The sequence below is a fragment of the Butyrivibrio sp. AE3004 genome, assembly GCF_000703165.1.
Lineage (GTDB): Bacteria > Bacillota > Clostridia > Lachnospirales > Lachnospiraceae > Butyrivibrio.
In genome coordinates, this window is sequence record NZ_JNLQ01000002.1 from 1686616 (window position 1) to 1705650 (window position 19035).

General features: G+C 38.0%; 13 protein-coding genes. 1 reads left to right on the top strand and 12 read right to left on the bottom strand.

The genetic code is table 11. The annotated features are described in order from the left end of the window. Nucleotides 1–8: 8 nt before the first annotated feature. From BV60_RS0110410 to rho, 4 genes are all read right to left on the bottom strand, one after another. Nucleotides 9–1658, bottom strand: a complete 1650-nt coding sequence (locus tag BV60_RS0110410) for a putative polysaccharide biosynthesis protein (protein WP_029321553.1) — start codon at nucleotides 1656–1658, stop codon at nucleotides 9–11. 4 nt (nucleotides 1659–1662) lie between these two features. Then, a complete protein-coding gene (gene glgA, locus BV60_RS0110415; protein ID WP_029321554.1) occupies nucleotides 1663–3108 on the bottom strand; it encodes a glycogen synthase GlgA in 1446 nt (481 codons plus the stop codon). A 14-nt stretch (nucleotides 3109–3122) separates the two neighbouring features. Next, on the bottom strand, nucleotides 3123–4217 hold the full coding sequence (gene trpS, locus BV60_RS0110420) for a tryptophan--tRNA ligase (RefSeq protein ID WP_029321555.1): 1095 nt from the start codon (nucleotides 4215–4217) through the stop codon (nucleotides 3123–3125). A gap of 647 nt (nucleotides 4218–4864) precedes the next feature. Continuing rightward, nucleotides 4865–6550, bottom strand: a complete 1686-nt coding sequence (rho, locus tag BV60_RS0110425; RefSeq protein WP_029321556.1) for a transcription termination factor Rho — start codon at nucleotides 6548–6550, stop codon at nucleotides 4865–4867. A gap of 566 nt (nucleotides 6551–7116) precedes the next feature. Here rho and BV60_RS0110430 point away from each other — a divergent pair. Next, nucleotides 7117–8376, top strand: coding sequence for an IS110 family transposase (locus tag BV60_RS0110430; RefSeq protein ID WP_026509922.1), 1260 nt, complete (start codon nucleotides 7117–7119; stop codon nucleotides 8374–8376). Between the two features lie 97 nt (nucleotides 8377–8473). Here the strand turns inward: BV60_RS0110430 and BV60_RS0110435 are convergent, their stop codons facing one another. From BV60_RS0110435 to BV60_RS0110470, 8 genes are read right to left on the bottom strand one after another with little or no spacing between them, the layout of a single operon-like run. Further along, complete coding sequence (locus BV60_RS0110435) at nucleotides 8474–9385, bottom strand: SPFH domain-containing protein (protein WP_029321557.1); 912 nt, start codon at nucleotides 9383–9385, stop codon at nucleotides 8474–8476. 11 nt (nucleotides 9386–9396) lie between these two features. Next, nucleotides 9397–9849 carry an NfeD family protein gene (locus BV60_RS0110440; RefSeq protein ID WP_051656656.1) on the bottom strand — a complete coding sequence of 151 codons (453 nt, stop codon included), beginning with the start codon at nucleotides 9847–9849 and terminating at the stop codon, nucleotides 9397–9399. A 47-nt stretch (nucleotides 9850–9896) separates the two neighbouring features. Then, a complete protein-coding gene (locus BV60_RS0110445) occupies nucleotides 9897–12512 on the bottom strand; it encodes an ABC transporter substrate-binding protein (RefSeq protein ID WP_029321561.1) in 2616 nt (871 codons plus the stop codon). Between the two features lie 53 nt (nucleotides 12513–12565). Beyond that, nucleotides 12566–13783 carry an ABC transporter permease gene (locus tag BV60_RS0110450; protein WP_029321562.1) on the bottom strand — a complete coding sequence of 406 codons (1218 nt, stop codon included), beginning with the start codon at nucleotides 13781–13783 and terminating at the stop codon, nucleotides 12566–12568. After that, nucleotides 13780–15627 carry an HlyD family efflux transporter periplasmic adaptor subunit gene (locus BV60_RS0110455; RefSeq protein ID WP_029321564.1) on the bottom strand — a complete coding sequence of 616 codons (1848 nt, stop codon included), beginning with the start codon at nucleotides 15625–15627 and terminating at the stop codon, nucleotides 13780–13782. The genes BV60_RS0110450 and BV60_RS0110455 overlap by 4 nt, the downstream gene beginning before the upstream one ends. Nucleotides 15628–15679: 52 nt before the next feature. After that, entirely contained in the window at nucleotides 15680–16633 is a 954-nt protein-coding gene (locus tag BV60_RS0110460) for a carbohydrate ABC transporter permease (protein ID WP_081846647.1), read from the bottom strand. A 2-nt stretch (nucleotides 16634–16635) separates the two neighbouring features. Further along, nucleotides 16636–17637 (bottom strand): carbohydrate ABC transporter permease, encoded by a 1002-nt coding sequence (locus tag BV60_RS0110465; protein WP_242840969.1) that lies wholly within the window; start codon nucleotides 17635–17637, stop codon nucleotides 16636–16638. A 20-nt stretch (nucleotides 17638–17657) separates the two neighbouring features. After that, complete coding sequence (locus BV60_RS0110470; protein WP_029321570.1) at nucleotides 17658–19022, bottom strand: PFL family protein; 1365 nt, start codon at nucleotides 19020–19022, stop codon at nucleotides 17658–17660. Nucleotides 19023–19035 lie beyond the last annotated feature (13 nt).

Below are 19035 nucleotides of genomic sequence, written 5' to 3' on the forward strand. Positions count from 1 at the left end.
ATTTATTATTATTTAATAATATGCGTTTTTTTCAATATGCCAACAAGCTTATATCCTTTAGGAAATTGCAACAATTCTTCTTCAGTTACACCTTTTGTCCTGACCATTCCTACTGCATAGATAAGAACAGCAATAAACATTGCAACAGCAACACATATAAGATTTGTGAAGTATTCATTTTCAAGCACTTTTCCGACAAATATCGAAAACAATCTATACACTAAAAACGCCATGGTTCCCATAACCACTGAAACCGCAAAGGGAATAATATACATTTTTTTGATATCCTGTTTAACATCCAAGGCTTTTGAAATAGAATATTCATTTAGTATGCACATGAGTAGTGAATACAAAATAGTTACAATTGCCAGTGCCTTGTTGCCAAGATTTGTAAAAAGCAAAAGTAATGTAAGAACTATAGTCTGAATCACCAGTGCTATAGCGGCATTTATTACCGGCGCATTTACTCTTCCTATTCCCTGTAGTATGGCATTACTTACTGTTGAAAGGGAATAAAATACAACAGTGATCGCCAAAAACTGCATAAGTACCCCAGCCTCATGAAGGGTAGACTTTTGAGGAAACAGCAGCATGATTATTGGTTCCGATAAAGCAAAAAGTCCCACAGCTGAAGGAATTGCTATCATATTTATCAATCGGTAAACCCGTTCAACCATTTGAGCTGTTCTTTCATAATTCTTCTGCGCATAATAGGTTGAAACACTTGGCATTATGGTAGCCGCTCCTGCTGAAGCTATTGCTATTGGGAAATTGGTGATATTCATAGCCTTTCTTGAAAATACACCAAATCTGGTAACAACCTCGTTATGCGGTATTCCTCTGTTGTAAGTCATAATTTTGGAAAACAGAGTAGAATTAAGTGTTGTCGATAAATTGTATATAAATGTACTTAAAATAAACGGCGTCACAATCATCAGAATAAGTATGAATATTTCTCTGTATCCAAGATCTTTATGATGATCATGAATAACCTTTCTTTTTACAGCATCCCTGTTCGCATTATAAACAAACAGCATGAAAATAAGTGCTATAACAACACCGGATCCCGTTCCGAGTGCACCTCCTATAGCGCCATACATTGCTCTGGTTGATTCATCACTCCCTTTTGAGAGCGCAAGATTAACCAGTAAGTATGCACCTCCAACAGAAACAAACGCATTCAGGAACTGTTCTACAAGCTGAGAAATACTTGTAGGTATCATTGTTCTATGCGCCTGAAAATACCCCCTAAGCACACCCAGAGGACCGAAAATAAATATAAATGGTGAAAACACACGTAAAACCGGAATCGAATATCCGTCAACAAACAAAGGTGCACCAAAAAACGCAATCAAACTTCCTACTGCGCCTACGATACAAACATAAATAAGCGCACAGTGAAAAATTCGCTGTGCGTTTCTGTATTCATGTACAGCAAGTCTCTGCGATATTATCTTACTCATCGCAGAGGGAATGCTGTATGAAGAAATCAGTAGTACAATTGAATAAATATAATATGCCGTGCTGTAATATCCATTTCCTTCATCACCTACAATTCCGGTAAAAGGAGCCTGATATAAGAGGCCTATTATTTTTGATATAATACCGGCGGTTGCTAGTATACCACCTTGAACTAAAATACTTTTTTTCTTACTCATTTTCTTATGGTCTTAGCCAATCGTACATCTCCTGATATTTGGCTGCTGAAACCTCCCATGAGAAGTTTGCTGCCATTGCACGATCTATCATCTTATTCCATTCGCGCTTATTATCATAAAATACTCTCTCAGCCTCGCGAACGGTATTCATCATCTCATGAGCATTATAGTTAAGGAATCCAAAACCGGTTCCTGTGCTCTCATACTGATTATATGGCTCAACTGTATCTTTAAGTCCTCCCGTCTGTCTTACAATCGGGATTGATCCGTATCTTAATGCCATTAGCTGTGAAAGGCCACAAGGCTCAAACAAAGAAGGCATAAGGAATGCATCTGATGCTGCATAAATCTTATGTGATAACGGATTTGAATAATAAATGTTCGCAGAAACTTTATCAGAATATTTCCATGCAAAATGTCTGAACATATTCTCGTATTGTTCTTCACCCGTACCAAGAACAACAATCTGTATTGCATCCTGGCAAAGCTCATCAAGAACATAAGCAATAAGATCAAAGCCCTTCTGATCGGTAAGTCTTGAAATAATACCAATCATCATTATCTTATCATCTTCAGGAAGGTTTAATTCTCTCTGAAGAGCTCTCTTGTTCTTTGACTTTTCTTTACGGAAATTAATTGCATTAAACGGATGCTCAAGGAATTTATCTGTTTCCGGATTGAAATCAGTATAATCAATACCGTTTACAATACCTCTAAGGTCATGGCTTCTGGCTCTTAATAATCCATCCAGTCCTTCACCGTAAAACTCGGTTTTGATTTCATCAGCATATGTACTGCTTACAGTTGTAATTGCATCAGCATAAACAATACCACCCTTTAAGAGATTGGCATCCTTGTAATATCCGAGTTTATCCGGTGTAAAATAATAATCCGGAAGACCTGTTATATCCTGCACATCCTTAGCATCCCATTTTCCCTGGAACTTAAGATTGTGAATAGTCATTATCGACTTAATTCCACGGAAAAACTCATTCCCCTGGAATCTTTCCTTAAGATAAACAGGAATAAGTCCGGTCTGCCAGTCATGACAATGAATGATGTCTGGTCTGAAGCCTATTACGGGAAGAATTGAAAGAGCAGCCTTACTGAAAAATGTAAACTTCTCTATCTCCCATATAACATCTCCGCCGTATGGTGCCATACCACCAAAGAAGTACTCATTATCGATAAAATAGTAATGTACTCCATCAACTTCAGCATGAAAAATGCCAACATATTCACTTTTCCAATGAAAATCCATATAAAAATTGGAAACGTATTCCAATTTATCCTTCATTTCCTGCGCCATACAGGTATATTTTGGAAGAATAACCCTTACATCAAAATATCTCTTATCAATGTCTTTCGGTAAGGATCCGACAACGTCTGCCAATCCGCCGGTTTTAATAAATGGTACACCTTCCGATGCTACAAATAGAATGTTCTTCATGTAGTGCCTCCAGTTTAATCTTCAGTTACCTGATATTTTGCAGATTGCATAGCTATAAGCTCCTCGTCAGAGAAGTAATCAATTCTCATAGCCTTTTTGACATCACTTAAGGTCTCTGCGGCAACTTTTTCTGCTACCTCTGAGCCTTTCTTTATGACATCATATACATAAGGAATATCCTTCTGGAATTCCTCTCTGCGCTTTCTAATAGGCTCGAGCTCGGCCTGAAGTACATTATTCAGGAATTTCTTAACCTTAACATCGCCGAGTCCGCCTCGCTTATAATGAGCCTTCATCTCATCAAGATTAGCATAATCCGGTGCAAATTCAGCAAAATGTTCATCCTTAGCAAATGCATCCAAATAGATAAATACCGGATTATTCTCAACTTCACCGGGATCCTCAACCCTTAAATGGTTAGGATCTGTAAACATTCCCATTACCTTCTTCTTTATCATCTCAGGTGATTCGGAAAGGTAAATGCAATTTCCAAGTGATTTACTCATTTTGGCAGTTCCGTCAGTACCCGGAAGACGTAAACATGCAGCATTATCAGGAAGGAGTATATTAGGCTCAACTAATGCTTCACCATATACTGAATTAAACTTACGAACAATTTCTCTGCACTGCTCAATCATAGGTTCCTGATCCTCACCTACAGGAACCGTAGTTGCTTTAAATGCAGTAATGTCAGCAGCCTGACTAATGGGATATGTAAAAAATCCAACAGGAATACTTGTCTCAAAATTTCTCATCTGGATTTCAGACTTAACTGTAGGATTTCTTTGAAGTCTGGAAACAGTCACAAGATTCATGTAGTAAAAAGAGAGCTCTGTAAGCTCAGGAATCTGAGATTGAACAAAAAGTGTACTTTTTGCGGGATCAAGTCCAACCGCAAGATAATCAAGTGCAACCTCAATCACATTCTCTCTGACTTTATCAGGATTCTCTGCGTTATCTGTAAGAGCCTGGGCGTCAGCAATCATAATAAAGATATCGTCAAATTCGCCCGAGTTCTGCAATTCAACTCTTCTTCTAAGTGAACCGACATAGTGTCCGACATGAAGTTTTCCAGTCGGTCTGTCGCCGGTTAGTATTACTTTACGCATAACTTTTTTCATCTCCTTAAACCTTAAATATGTATATCAAAAGATATTATATCAAATTTCCTCATTTTTTTATAGATAAAGCAAATTGTTCTATACTTACTGTAATTTATTAAGAAATATCCGAAAAATCGTTAAGTGATATATGAATAGCTAACTTTCAATAATTGTTTTTTTAAAATAATTAATTTACCCTTTTAGTATATCATGTTTTGCTTAATACCGCTGTAATCTAAGTAATTCTTTTATGGTAATATTTGAAAAAAATAAAAAATATACAAAATCACGTTACTGCTTATATTTAATTTCGAATTATTTTATATTTAGTTTATGAATTGTCCATATTCTGTACAAATTTAATCTATATTATAAATCTAACAGGAGTTAGAACTTCTGACTCCCCCAACAAAACTTTTTTCATACCGGGTTGTCGGGTTCCCCACCTGACAACCCCTCCTCCCAAATATTACACGCCAAAGCGTGTTTTTTTTATGACCAAACTGTTCTTCTTACCCATGGTTTACGATCAGATTACTATATTCAATCAAAAAAAATGGACGTAGCCATAATGTATGCCTTTTTGTTTGCGGCTTTTTTGAGCCGTTTTCACCTATATTGCATACATTATAACTTCGTCCATATATAATTGTTTAGTATCTTGCGACCTGTTTCTCAACCATTCTTACAAATTCAGCATTATTTCGTGTTTTTGCAAACATGTTGATACACTGGTCAACCGCTTCATCGGCCTTCATACCATTAAAGCCTTTTCGAAGTGCGTTCACTGCTGCAAGTTCATCCGGCTTTAAGAGAAGGTCTTCTCTTCTGGTGCTTGACTTTGGAATATTGATAGCAGGGAATATACGCTTTTCCTGCATTTTTCTATCAAGAACCATTTCCATATTGCCGGTTCCTTTAAATTCCTCATAAATAACATCATCCATTTTAGAACCGGTTTCTACAAGAGCTGTAGCAAGTATGGTAAGGCTACCGCCCTGTCTCATCTTTCTGGCCGCTCCAAAGAACCTTTTAGGCATATGTAAAGCTGCCGGATCAAGGCCACCTGAAAGTGTTCTTCCTGACGGAGGAACAACAATATTATAAGCTCTTGTAAGTCTTGTAATGGAATCCAGAAGTATCATAACATCTTTATTGTGCTCAACAAGTCGTTTAGCACGCTCAATTACCATTTCAGAAACTCTTTTGTGATGTTCAGGTAGCTCATCAAATGTTGAATAGATTACTTCAGCATTGGGTCCTTCAATACTCTCTTTTATATCCGTAACTTCCTCAGGACGTTCGTCTATAAGGAGTACGATCAAATGAATATCCGGATTATTTCTCTTAACCGAAAGTGCTACATCCTTTAAAAGAGTTGTCTTACCTGCCTTCGGAGGAGAAACGATCATACCACGCTGACCTTTACCGATAGGTGAGATCATATCCATGATTCTCATGGCAATCGTACAACCCGGATGTTCAAGTACAATCTGTTCTTTTGGGAAAATAGGAGTCATATTTTCAAAATTCCATCTTCCCATAGCAACTTCAGGTTTGTATCCGTTTATTGATATAAGCTGAAGTAACGCGCCAAATTTATCATTTTCTTTCTTTTGACGGGCTATTCCTTTTAAAATGTCCCCGGTCTTCAGATTATATTTTCTTATCATACCGGGAGCTACATAAACATCATTTTCACCCGGAAGATAGTTTTCGCATCTTATAAATCCGAAGCCATCCTGCATAACCTCAAGAATTCCATTTGCATCAATTCCATTTGCAATTTCATTATCTTCTGCAGGCACTTCTTTTTTTGCATTAGATTCGGCCGTTATCTCTTTCTTTACATAAGATTCTGAAGGAACCTCAGCTACCGCTTTGTTTTCGTTATTCCCCTGAGCATTATATGTATTCTGCACATTCTGCTGAGGATGAGTATTCTGACCGTTTTGAGCATTCTGAGGATTCTGTGAATTATCGGAAACAATTACTTTTTTCTTAACTGTTTTCTTAGCTGATGACTTTTCCTTCTCATCAGAAGAATGCTTACGATTCCTTTTATCCTGGCCTTCATGTTTAGCGTTTTCTTTTTTTATGTTCTCCTTTTTGGAACCGTCCTCTTTAGATGTTTCTGCCTTTGCTTCTTCTGCCTTTGCTTCTTCTGCCTTTGTTTCTTCTACATTTTCAGCTTTTTGTTCTGCCTTCTGTTTCTGATCAAGTTCTAAAAGCGCATCAATAAGTTCTGACTTTTTCATAGTTGTGACGCTCTTAATGCCATTCTGCTTTGCGAGGTCACGAAGTGAAGCCAGTGTGAGTGTTTCTAATTTTTCTCTCAAAACCTAATTCCTTTCTGAAAATTTATTTGAATTATTCAAATATTTAAAATTAAGTTGGAAAATATAATAGATAAACTTATAAAACTAAGTCTTTTGTCGATAAGCTATTGCTCAAAGATTAGTTATATCTTCGACTAATTTTCACAATACATCAATAAAGAAAAAATATCAATAGAAATCTTTTTAATATTTTATTAAGTGTGACAAAAGATAAGGGGAATTTAATCATTCCCCTTATCACTTTCTATCATGATTATTAACTGTCTTTCTGCGAAAGACACCAACGGGGTTATGAAACCCAGCGTCTTTCCCTGTTTTCTATTTTAAAGTTTCCTGTTATATTCTTTATTCGTAAGGCTGACATACTACAGAACACGTGGAGGTGAGTGGCGGGGCGGTATAGCGGCCACCTCGCATGATTATATGTTGTCGGTCATCTGTAAAGGCATCAACGAATGGCGCATACCGTAGCCCGTAAACTTATCTCTTCCGAAGTTGTCTCGATTTCGCCGGATGACCAGTCACTGTCAGCTTTACAACTATAAAATGTGACAGGAGGTTATCTATTGGCATTTAAAATCTTTCGAAAGAACTGCTGTGGGCTTGATGTCCACAAAACCTGGATCTATGCATGCATTGGTATTACCGATGCAAATGGCCGCACTGAGTATTTTGAAAAAAGGTTCTCGTCCTTCTCAAGAGGACTGCGTGAACTTGCTGAATGGCTGGCCAAGTATCATTGTGTTGATGTCTGCATGGAATCTACTGGCAAGTACTGGATACCCGTTTTTAATATCCTTGAAAAGTCTTGTAATGTCGTACTTGCCCATCCCAAATATACAAAGCCCCAAAAAGGTAATAAAACCGATCGTAAGGATGCAAAATGGATATGTGACTTATTTATGTGTGACATGATCAAGCCTTCCTTCATTCCGCCAGCTGACATTCGTCATCTTAGAGATCTTGTGAGATACCGTTTCAAGCTTATCTGTATGATCACAGGCGAAAAGAATCGTGCCCTTAATTGTCTCACAGTATCAAATCTTAAGCTTGATGAAGTGTTCACTGATGTTTTTGGCAAATCTTCCAGATCCATAACTGAATATATTCTTAAGCATCCCGGGGAATGTTTCGATGTTACTCCTTTTGTTGACAGGCGATGTAAGCATCCAATTGAGGAAATCCAGGCTGCCGTTGATGGCGCTATCTGTAAGGAGCAAGCAATCAAGCTTCGTCAATGTCTGGATCACATAGATGAGTTAGAGAAACACAAGAATGAAATAGAACGGGAAATCTTTCGTGTTTCTGATCCTTACAACGATGCTCTTGCCCTAATTCGTACAGTTCCGGGGTTGGATAAAAATCCATTCACGGCAATACAGATACTTTCAGAAATAGGTGGCGATATGTCTGTCTTCCCCACAGACAAGCACCTTGTTTCCTGGGCTGGATGCTGTCCACGCAATGACCAAAGCAATTTCAAAATCAAATCCACTAGGATTTCCCGTGCTGGTATTTATCTTAAACCTGTATTGGTGCAAGTTGCAAATGCTTTGATCAAATCCAAGAAGCATCCCGAAATTACAGAACGTTATCGCCGTATCAAATCACATCGTGGTCACAAGAAAGCCATCATTGCAATCTGTCGTATGCTCCTGACCGCTATCTGGCACATACTCACAGATCTTAAGCCCTATACTCCTGATGGTTATTTTATTCAGAAGTCCGTTGAAGAAAAGAAAACTCTTACAACTGCTCAGGCTCTTAATCTATTGAAGTCCAGAGGTTTTATCATCAAAGATGATCTTGCAGAAGTGACATCGTAGATCTTTGCCCCAAATATTTAATTTTTCGACTACCTCCAGGTGGTTTATTTATCATGCCCTAAACTTTATTCCTATCCGCTACCTCTCTGTTTCAAACTTATTTACTTACTACTTCCTTTATAGATTCAGCAAGACCTGCTACGCCTGCTATACTACTCGGAACAATAATCTTTGTTGCCTGACCGTTTGCAGCTTTTTCAAATGCTTCAAGACTCTTGATAGTAAGAACAGATTCATCTGCTCCTGCTTCCTTAAGCATTGCTATACCGTCAGCATTAGCTTTCTGGACACTTCTTATAGCTTCTGCCTGACCTTCTGCCTCTCTGATCCTTTTTTCCTTTTCAGCCTCTGCTTTTAAAATAGTAGCCTGTTTATCAGCCTCAGCCTGAAGAATTTTACTCTGCTTTTCACCTTCAGCAACAGTAATGGCAGACTGCTTCTCACCTTCCGCAAAAAGGATTTTTTCTCTCTTTTCACGTTCAGCCTTCATCTGTTTTTCCATCGCATCTCTTATCTGTTCCGGAGGATTAATGTTCTTGAGCTCTACTCTTGTAATCTTGATTCCCCAAGGATCTGTAGCAATATCAAGAGCATCCTGCATCTGGGCATTTATCTGATCACGGCTTGTAAGAGTTTCATCCAGTGTCATGGAACCAATAACATTACGAAGTGTTGTAGCAGTAAGATTTTCTATAGCTCCTATAGGATTTCTTACTCCATATGTATAAGCCTTAGGATCCGAAATTCTAAAGAAAACAATTGAATCAATCTGCATAGTAACGTTATCCTGGGTTATAACGGGCTGAGGAGGGAAATCACAATATTGCTCTTTAAGATCTACCCTTCTTGCAACTCTGTCAAGAAAAGGAATCATAAAATGAAGTCCTACATCCCACGTTTCCTTGTATGCTCCAAGTCTTTCAACGATAAATGAATGAGCCTGAGGAACAATTTTAATATTTAATGCAATAAGAACAAGAATCAGAACGATGATAATAAAAAATGGCATTTTTTCCCTCCTTAAACTTTTTTCACAATAAGTTTATTTCCTACTACTTTTTCTATAATAACAGTTTCTCCCACCGGGATAATACTGTCATCATCAATGCTTCTGGCATTCCATGTAGTACCATCAAGAATGACACATCCTGTTTCTTTAATATTATCTACTTCTTTACTTACATTTACTTTTCTTCCGACAAGAGCATCTATATTCGTCTTTTCAATTTTATTGCCAATAAGCTTTACCGATAAGGGTCTCACAAGTAGCAACATAAGAACAGACACAATTATAAAAATCACTATCTGCATCGGAATATTTGCTCCCACAATTGCTGCAACAAATGCTGCAAGAGCACCTATTGCAAACCATATAGTGGAAAGTCCCATTGTCAGAAGTTCAATTATTGCCAATGCTACTGTCAGTATCAGCCAAAACATCATAGGCGACACTCCAAACAATTGATTGTACATGCCAGTCACCTCCATTTTGTGCCTCTGTCAAGCTACCAACTAATTTATCAGCTAATCTCATTTACATAAATCTGAACACGGCTTTGAATTATATCAGCAACTTCAGCGGCTGTTTTCTGCCCACTAAAATATGCAGCAGCTTCTTCATAAATAATATTTGCTACTTCCTCATTTCCGTTTCCAACCTGATCAATACTGTTAATAAAATCAATAACTTTATTAACTTCTTCATCAGTCATAGGATTAATAATGACTTCTGTCTCACCAATGTAGTATGTATCATCATACTCTACTTCTTTACCTTCTTCATCCAGATATGAAGGCTTTTTCTTTGCATTGGCAATCAGTTCATCCATTTTTGTCATGCTTACAGGAAAAGCGCCTTCTATTGTTTTCTGATAATCGTTGGTAAGGAAATATCTCATAAACTCCCAGCAACCATCCTTAACCTTTGAAGAAGCATTCATTGTAAGCTGAAGATTAGGGAATATTGCAGAACCGCTTCCGTTATCAGAAGGGAATCCTGCAGTAGTAATCTCATCACCGAATGTACCCTTTGCCTCATAATTATAATCTGAAAGCGAATATAAATATAATCTGTCAGCTACAGATATGCCCTGTCTCCAAAATGCAGAGGAGTCATTATAGTAATCATCTTCTTCCAATTCCTCCGGGAACTCATTAATGAACTCCAGAAGATGAATAAATGCATCTGAATTATAACTACATGTAAGCGTAGACCAATCAATATACTGTGAACCTGTAAGTGTAAGTGCCATATCAAATACTTCATCTCTTGCAAGTGCACCGAAGATATTCTTATATTTGATATTTCTGTCTTTTACAATCTTCTCGAGCTCATCAATAGTCCATGTATAATCGTCACCGGCATCTTTCTTATATGCTGCAACAGTTTCTACATAAAAGCTGGGAATAACCTTATACATCTTACCATCAGTCTTAAATGTATCCATAACATGATCCATATACTTGTTTTTGCTGAGTTCTTCATCATTAGTAAAATACTCAGTCATATCTTCAAAAAGACCTTTGGAAATATAACTGTCCACAGGCATATCTGAATCGAGAACAATAATATCAGGCGCATTTCCTGAAACAATATCTGTATTCAATCTATTTGCTCCGCCTGTGTACTCACTATCTGAATCATATTTTGAATAGTCATTTATTACGATACGATATTTATCATTTGTTTTATTGAACTTAATAATCTGAGAACGTACATCAAAGTCAATGTAGTTACATCCAAGTGTAATCTGCTGTCTGTCACTTACAGCTTTAGGATCAACCTTTGTAAGTGAAGAAAGTGTAAATCCATTTTCGTCTGAAGGAATAAGTGCAACAATTTCAGTATCTGAAATTGCAACCATCTGTGAAAGACCGTAAGTATTAATATCTGAATCCACAAAGTTCAATATCATGGAAACATTCTGATCTCCAAGATTATATGTATAAACACCTTCTGAACCAACTGCGAACAAATCATGACTTCCGGCTCCTGAATAGAACACATAATCATAGAACGGATTGTCAACAGCTTCAACAGGAGTAATTGTTCCTGCATTTGTGTCCAGTCTGTAAAAAGCCTGATTTCCGCCACTTATCATTCCTACAAGGTTGCCGTCACCTGTTTTGAAAATCTGGATAGAAACGCCGTATTCACTGTCAATATACTCATCCAGGTTAAAGTCAGATGTCTTGGAACCATTTTCTGTACTGTATTTGTGAATTCCAAGAGTATCTGAAACAAGAATAGTATTGTCGTCAGCAAGAACAAGCGATGTAACATAAAAATATGAATCTGTTTTTGATTCAAGCTTCTGTCTCCATGCTTCCGTTCCGTTAGCGTCACGTTTAACAAGATAATACTCATCCTCAGCAGCTACAATGGAAGAATCTACAATTTCACCATCTCCCTGTTCCAATGTACTTGTTTCTTCAGATGCCGCATTTTCCATACTGGAATTAAGTTCCTCAGGTGTGCTTGCATCCTCTTTTGTGCTGTCAGCAGTATTTTCTTCCTTTACACCTTCAGATGATTCACTTGCAGCAGCTTCAGAATCAGTACCCTCATCTTCACTACTATCTGCTGCTTCAACTTCATCTTCAGCGGAATACTGATCAATATCATCGACAACGATTCCTTCGTCGGAATCAGAGCCACCGATTATCTCCATACTTCCATCGCCACCACCCATAATATCCTGGATGTTAATATCTCCAAATCCGGCATCCATTCCGCCATATTTTGTTTCAATGGCATATATTGAACCATCTGTAGCAACAGCTGTATTGGTAATGGAATAATTATCATCCAGAGCAAGATCTACAGGTTTTAAATTACTTCCATCCTTGTCAAAGGTAAAAAGAGTTGTAACGTTTTTTTCTTCCTCTGATATAGAATTTCCGACTGCATATACCTTATCTCCAAAAGTTCCGAGTGAAACTATATTGGCAGTATCAACACCTTCACCGAGAGAAACGGCATTTTCCTTAAATACATAAGCAGTTGCATCATGAGATACTTCTTCATCAGCTACGGATTCTTTTTTCTTGGATCCGCATCCGCATGCTGCAAGATTTAGAGTCATTACAGCTGCAAGAGAAACGCTTATAATTCTCTTAAGATAATTTCTTTTCATTAAATTTCCTCCTCTATAAACTATAGTTTATATATGACTGAATAATTCTAATATTAGAAATATTTCCATTTTTCATTATGGTATTTCACGTTTGATTCCAAATCATATTTCCAGTCAGATACTTTATGTACTACCTGACCTACTGTCCACTTTTTATGTCTGTACGCCTGAACAACAAAAACTGAAAGCATAAAAAAGATTATCGCGAAACATATTATTTTTATTAAAAGTGCTACAGCCAATATATTTTCATAAGCCCTTGCATTATTCTCCCAATAGGGATAAATAACAGGCTTAATCTGCATTCCTCTGGTATTGAATTTTCCTATAAGTCCCAGCAGGTTTATATCCTCAAATCTGGCAGAATTATCTACAACCTCAACCTGTGTTGTATTAAGACCAAGCTTATCAATAACAAAAGTCTTAGCATAGTTGCTTACAGTGTTGGGCATTACTACTTCCATGCAGATTATTCCTTTTGCCTGCGTATCAACATCAGATGAGCCGTTTCCGTTCTCATCGTCGTTCTTAGAAGCAACATCTACTTTTCCGAGTGTTCCGTCTGTTGACAGTACTGAAGCATCAATTTTCCCATATGTAGCAAGCGATTCAAAAGACATAAAGATTGTCGGATAAACCATTCCGGCTGCCTTAACATACTTTCCGCTGTCCTTTTTCACAACGCCGACAATGTAATGAGGCACTCCGCCAATAAGAATATTTTCGCCGATAATATTGGTAGATCCAAATAGCTGCCATGCAAGATCCTCATCAAGAATAACATAATCCTTCATAACAATATCACCGGTAAAATAGTTACCGCTTAAAAGTCTCATAGGATGGAATTGAAAGTAATCGCCGCCAACACCAATGGCAACAGCCGTTACTGTTTTAAGCTCCTTATTTATATCCACGCTTCCTACAGAACTGAAACAGTAATTCCATACTGCATCGCCTCCCTGTGTGCTGGCATCAGCTTCCTGCAATCCATCTGCAATAAGGCCTTTGTTGATGTTATAAACATATTCATTTATCTTGTCAGTGTTTACTCCCTGATTTTCAGAGAAGAACATACTGACCTGCCCGCACCTCTGATCATCAGACCATCTTCTCCCCATAAGCTGATCGTACTGATGATCCACGATATTGTCTCTAAAAAAGTTGATTCCATATATTGTCAGAACCAAAAATACCAATACTGCAATAAATACAATCTGTCTGATTTTTAGATTTTTAAAAAAGTTAGTAATATTTTTGCTTAATTTATTCATTGATTATTAGCCAATCTTACCTGATCGCCTGAATTAAGCGGACTTGTTGTCCTGGCAATCACATATTCGTCCCCCTCAAGGCTTCCGCTGATAGCCGCAGTTGTATCATCTGAAGCCAATACCTCTACATCAACTCTGGAAGCTATATATCTGTTTCCGAGAGGACTTGATTTTGATTTAACTACATAAATAAATTTACCGTTGTTGTCACCTCTAAGAGCACCTGCAGGAATTGTGAGATCGTAAGCATCTGACTTCTCACCAATCTGCAGACTGACGGATTGACCATTCTGAACTTCAGTACTCTCAATAGCAAATGTAAGGAGCTTCTTTGTATTAGGATTTTGCTGATCGGCAGTAATAGACTTAAGAGTTGCCTTAAAGTCTGTGTAATACCATGCATTCTGAGGCTCAGCAATATCTCCGACCTTAAGTCTCTTTGCCTGATCCATGGTTACGGAAAAACTGGTCTGCATTCCTTTTCCTTCAACCTGAATAATTGCAACCGGATTTTCAGCGTTTGTAGACTCACCGGCTTTAAGTGTAAGATCTGTAACCGTACCGTCTACCGGCGCATCTATAGTAGCTCCGACTGACTCCTTCTCAAGTTTCTCCACAACTTCCTTCTGCTCATTTATAGTATCTCTCTGAGAATCCAGTTCTATCTCTTTTGCAATCTCAGTAAGAAGCTCTGTTCTATCAGTTGTAGCTCTTTCAAGTTCCTGAGAAGTCTTATTTTTTGTATCCTGAAGACTTGCGGCCTTACGCTGATAATCATTATCAACCTGACCTGCCTGGGTAGTAATCTGTGAAACATCTTTTGTTCCGCTTGCCTGTTCAAGAAGCAGTCTGTTCTTTTCAGCTTCAAGAGCTTCAACCAGAGCTTCGTTAACAGTCTTTTTTGAAACCGAAGCCTGAGCACTGATATATGCAGCCTCTGCCTTAGCAAGTTTTGATTCAGCCTCTTCTCTTGCTGCCTTTTTCTCTTTATAGGCTTTCTCAGCATTATCAACTGTTTCCTGAGTTGCATTTCCTTTTGTTTGCTCGTCTATAGCTTTACGCCATTTTTCATAATATGAGCTTTCTGTACTCTTGGCGGTAGTAACCTCGTCTTTAGCGCGATCATACTTATCCTTCTGTACAGTGTCTGCATTAGTCTCTGTTGTAGAATCAGATGATTCTGATTTAGCAGCCTCTATCTGCTGATCAAGTTCTGTAATTCTATAAGTTATGTCAGCATCACGATACTGAGGAGTAGCCTCATCATAATTATACTGTGCAGATGTATATGCCTGCTCCTGAGACTGAGCATCAATCGCTGCCTGCGCTTCCTCATCCGCAAGTTTAGCAGCATCATATCTGTCAGTTGCAGCCTTAAGCTTTGCCTGAAACTGATCCATTGAAAGGGTCTGACCGCCTCTTACACGATTAATGGCCTCATTTGACAGATCACCTGAAAACAAAGAGGTCTCAAAGGTCTGCATCAAATCATCAAGTTTACTTTTTGCGTCCTGAAGCTCTGTTGATTCCTTATCCTCCAGATAATAAAGAATATCTCCCTTCTTGACCTTAGCTCCTTCAGAAACCGCAACGCTCTTTATAACGCGTTCCTGAGAAACCTTTACATTATAAGGATCTTTTGCTTCCACCGTTCCGGTTCCTCTTATAATAGGTGAAATCGTCCCCTGCTGAATTTGCTGAATTTCAACTTCAGGCAATGAATAATTCATAATCGTGTTTGAAAAAAAGGTAAGCAATAATAAAATTGCCAAAAACGCGATTGCCAGATCTTTTATTATATCCTTTCTGTTTTTCTTAGGTCTTACATTTCTTACTTCAGACATACCGTTACTTCCTCTTCCCTTTAAACTAAAACATGTGCCTTCCGGCAAAAATCTATCCTTTTAAACCGCCTTGGTATGAAATACCTTCGATCAGGTACTCTTCCCCATATAAGAAAATCAATAGCGGTGGCACAAGATAAATAACTGCTACCGCAAACGCAAGACTGATTTCATGCGCATTAATTTTAGACAAAAATACCGAAAGCGGATGAAGTTCATCATTGGATAATAAAATAAGTGGTTGTTCAACCATATTCCAGTAATCTATAAACACCAGAATTCCAATTGATATAAGTCCGCTTTTGCATAGCGGAACACATATCTGAGAAAAAATCTGCCATTCACTGGCACCGTCAATTGAAGCTGCTTCCATTACTTCTGTCGGAATTCTTCGAATAAATTTGGTAAGCAAATATACTGCAAACGGTGAAAAAAATCCCGGAAGCCATATTGCCCATCTGGTGTCCAGAATTCCAAGCCATGATGAAACCAGATAATTAGGTACGAGAGTTACCTGATATGGCATAAGCATCATGATTATATAAAGAAAGAAAATAACCTCTCTTACTCTACCTCTATATCTTGCAAAACCATATGATGCAAGCATGGCAATCATAAGCTGAACAATCAGTATGGGGCCTACATAAAAAACACTATTCCAAAACTTAACCAGGTATTCCGGTGATTTAAAAAGCACTGTAATATACTGATCAAACGAAACCATATCCGGTATAAATTTCAGATTTACCGTTTTTGAAATAAATACTTTTCCTCCGGTATCTGTTGTCTGAAATACAGCCCCGTAATTAGCGTTTATTTCAGATGAACTCATAAATGAATTCGTAACTGTAAGTATTGTCGGGAGCAGGAAAAGGATTGCAAATATGGCACATATCACCGTTCCTGCCACTATCCCGTATTTATATATTTTTCTTTTTCGTCGTGCCTTCCGGATTGCTTTTTCATAAAAAGCAACTTCTCCGGCAGGCAGCTTAAGTCCAGACATTATTATCCTTCTATATCCTTTCCGTACCGGTTCTCCGTAACAAACATTATAAGCATCAAAACAATGATCACCATAGCCATCAATATCGCAGATGCTGAAAGCTTTTGATAATCAACAGATGCAAAAGTATTATTCATAAAATGCTGCATCATATACAATGTCTTATACGGATAATCACCGGTCATTAGATATATCTCTCTAAAAACCTTAAAAGAATTTATTAGAGACATAATAGTAACAAACAATATTGTTGAAGACAGATATCTCATTTTTATCGTCCAAAATATCTGTGCATCGGTAGCGCTTTCAAGTCTTGCCACTTCCAAAAGATCTTTAGGCACGCTGGAAAGAGCAGCCATAAAAAGAATCATGTTATATCCAAGATTTTTCCATAAGAACAGAACAACTATTACTATCTGCGCTTTATCTGATTTCAACCAGTCAATTTTAGGTCCGCCAAAGCTCATTCCGATAACATTGATTATTCCGTTAAAATGAAAAAGTACCTGCCATATAAGGACTATTGAAGCAATCGGAACCATCATCGGACTCAGAAAAAAGCTTCTGAACTGACTTTTAAAAGGGATACCGGATTCCATAACAACAGCCAGAAATAGTGAAAGAATTACTGAAAGCGGCACTGCAATAATAGAAAATTTAAATGTATTGTAAGCCGCCTGCCTGAAAGCATTATTGGTAAATACTCTCTCAAAATTAAAAAGTCCTACAAATTCTTTCTGTATAGGGTTATTAACAAGTGCATAAAAAACCACCACACAAAACGGAAGTACAAAGAAAGTCATAACCCCCATCAGACTTGGCATTAGAAATCCCCATGATACACACGTCTCTCTGACAGTCTTTTTTGTATTTCTGTTAATCTTCATACCCCTGTGCATTTTGGGCGCTTTATCCGTCTGGCCTGCAGCATTTCTGCGCAAGTTTCTATTCACTTTTTCTGCCATTTCCGATACTTTATCAGAAACATTTTTTAGCTTTTCCATAGTAAGTTTCTTTTCCGTCTTTAATTCTTGAAGCTGTGAATTGGCGCAGGTATTCTTCCGCCTCTGTTAACAAATTCATCGCATGAAAACCTGTTAACGTTCATGATAGGTCCAAACCCCAAAAGGCCTCCGAAATCAACTGTATCACCGGCCTTTTTTCCGATTACCGGAATAAGTCTTACAGCAGTTGTCTTCTGATTTATCATACCTATAGCCATCTCATCTGCTATTATTCCTGCAATTGTTGTGCTCTTTGTATCGCCGGGTATTGCTATCATGTCCAGTCCTACAGAGCAAACACAAGTCATCGCTTCCAATTTTTCCAATGTAAGCGCACCTGCATTAACTGCATTTATCATTCCCTGATCTTCACTAACCGGGATGAAAGCTCCTGAAAGACCACCAACATAAGAAGAAGCCATAGCTCCTCCCTTCTTAACCTGGTCATTTAAAAGTGCAAGTGCTGCTGTTGTTCCGGGCGCGCCTGCATGTTCAACACCGATTTCATGGAGAATGTCCGCTACACTATCACCGATTGCCGGTGTAGGTGCAAGAGAAAGATCGACAATTCCAAAAGGTACTCCAAGTCTTGCTGAAGCTTCCTTAGCTACAAGCTGTCCTACTCTGGTAACTTTAAATGCAGTTTTTTTGATAGTCTCACAGAGAATTTCAAAGTTCTCCCCACGGACTTTTTCGAGAGCTGTCTTAACAACACCGGGGCCACTGACACCAACATTTATGATTCTATCAGCCTCTGTTACTCCATGAAAAGCTCCGGCCATAAACGGATTATCATCAGGTGCATTGCAAAATACAACAAGCTTTGTGCATCCGGCACTATCATTGTCCTTTGTTTTTTCTGCAGTCTTAACAATAACGTCACCAAGAAGCCTTACAGCATCCATGTTTATACCGGTCTTAGTTGATCCGACATTTACAGATGAACAAACTACATCCGTTTCTGCCAAAGCTTTCGGTATTGACTCAATAAGAAGCCTGTCTGACTCAGTCATTCCCTTACTTACAAGTGCACTGTATCCACCAAGAAAATTGATTCCAACCTCTTTAGCAACCTTATCGAGCGTTTTTGCAATTGTTACATAATCGTCAGAGCTTTTACATGCAGAAGCACCGATCAGTGCTATAGGAGTTACTGATATTCGTTTATTTACTATCGGGATTCCAAACTCTTTAGCAATATCCTCTCCTGTTTGAACAAGATTCTTTGCAGAGTTATATATCTTCTCGTAGATATTCTTGTTAAGAGTATCCAAGTCCGAGCTTATACAATCAAAAAGGCTTATACCCATGGTAATCGTTCTTACATCAAGGTTTTCCTTTTCGATCATTTCATTTGTTTCTGAAACTTCATTTATGTTGATCATTGGCGCTCCTTTA

Excerpts from the sequence above, each read along its gene's own strand:
- BV60_RS0110465 (WP_242840969.1), bottom strand. The coding sequence starts at position 17,637 with ATGGAAAAGCTAAAAAATGTTTCTGATAAAGTATCGGAAATGGCAGAA.
- BV60_RS0110410 (WP_029321553.1), bottom strand. The coding sequence starts at position 1,658 with ATGAGTAAGAAAAAAAGTATTTTAGTTCAAGGTGGTATACTAGCAACC.
- BV60_RS0110455 (WP_029321564.1), bottom strand. The coding sequence starts at position 15,627 with ATGTCTGAAGTAAGAAATGTAAGACCTAAGAAAAACAGAAAGGATATA.
- BV60_RS0110450 (WP_029321562.1), bottom strand. The coding sequence starts at position 13,783 with ATGAATAAATTAAGCAAAAATATTACTAACTTTTTTAAAAATCTAAAA.
- BV60_RS0110470 (WP_029321570.1), bottom strand. The coding sequence starts at position 19,022 with ATGATCAACATAAATGAAGTTTCAGAAACAAATGAAATGATCGAAAAG.
- BV60_RS0110440 (WP_051656656.1), bottom strand. The coding sequence starts at position 9,849 with ATGTACAATCAATTGTTTGGAGTGTCGCCTATGATGTTTTGGCTGATA.
- trpS (WP_029321555.1), bottom strand. The coding sequence starts at position 4,217 with ATGCGTAAAGTAATACTAACCGGCGACAGACCGACTGGAAAACTTCAT.
- BV60_RS0110445 (WP_029321561.1), bottom strand. The coding sequence starts at position 12,512 with ATGAAAAGAAATTATCTTAAGAGAATTATAAGCGTTTCTCTTGCAGCT.
- glgA (WP_029321554.1), bottom strand. The coding sequence starts at position 3,108 with ATGAAGAACATTCTATTTGTAGCATCGGAAGGTGTACCATTTATTAAA.
- BV60_RS0110435 (WP_029321557.1), bottom strand. The coding sequence starts at position 9,385 with ATGCCATTTTTTATTATCATCGTTCTGATTCTTGTTCTTATTGCATTA.
- BV60_RS0110460 (WP_081846647.1), bottom strand. The coding sequence starts at position 16,633 with ATGTCTGGACTTAAGCTGCCTGCCGGAGAAGTTGCTTTTTATGAAAAA.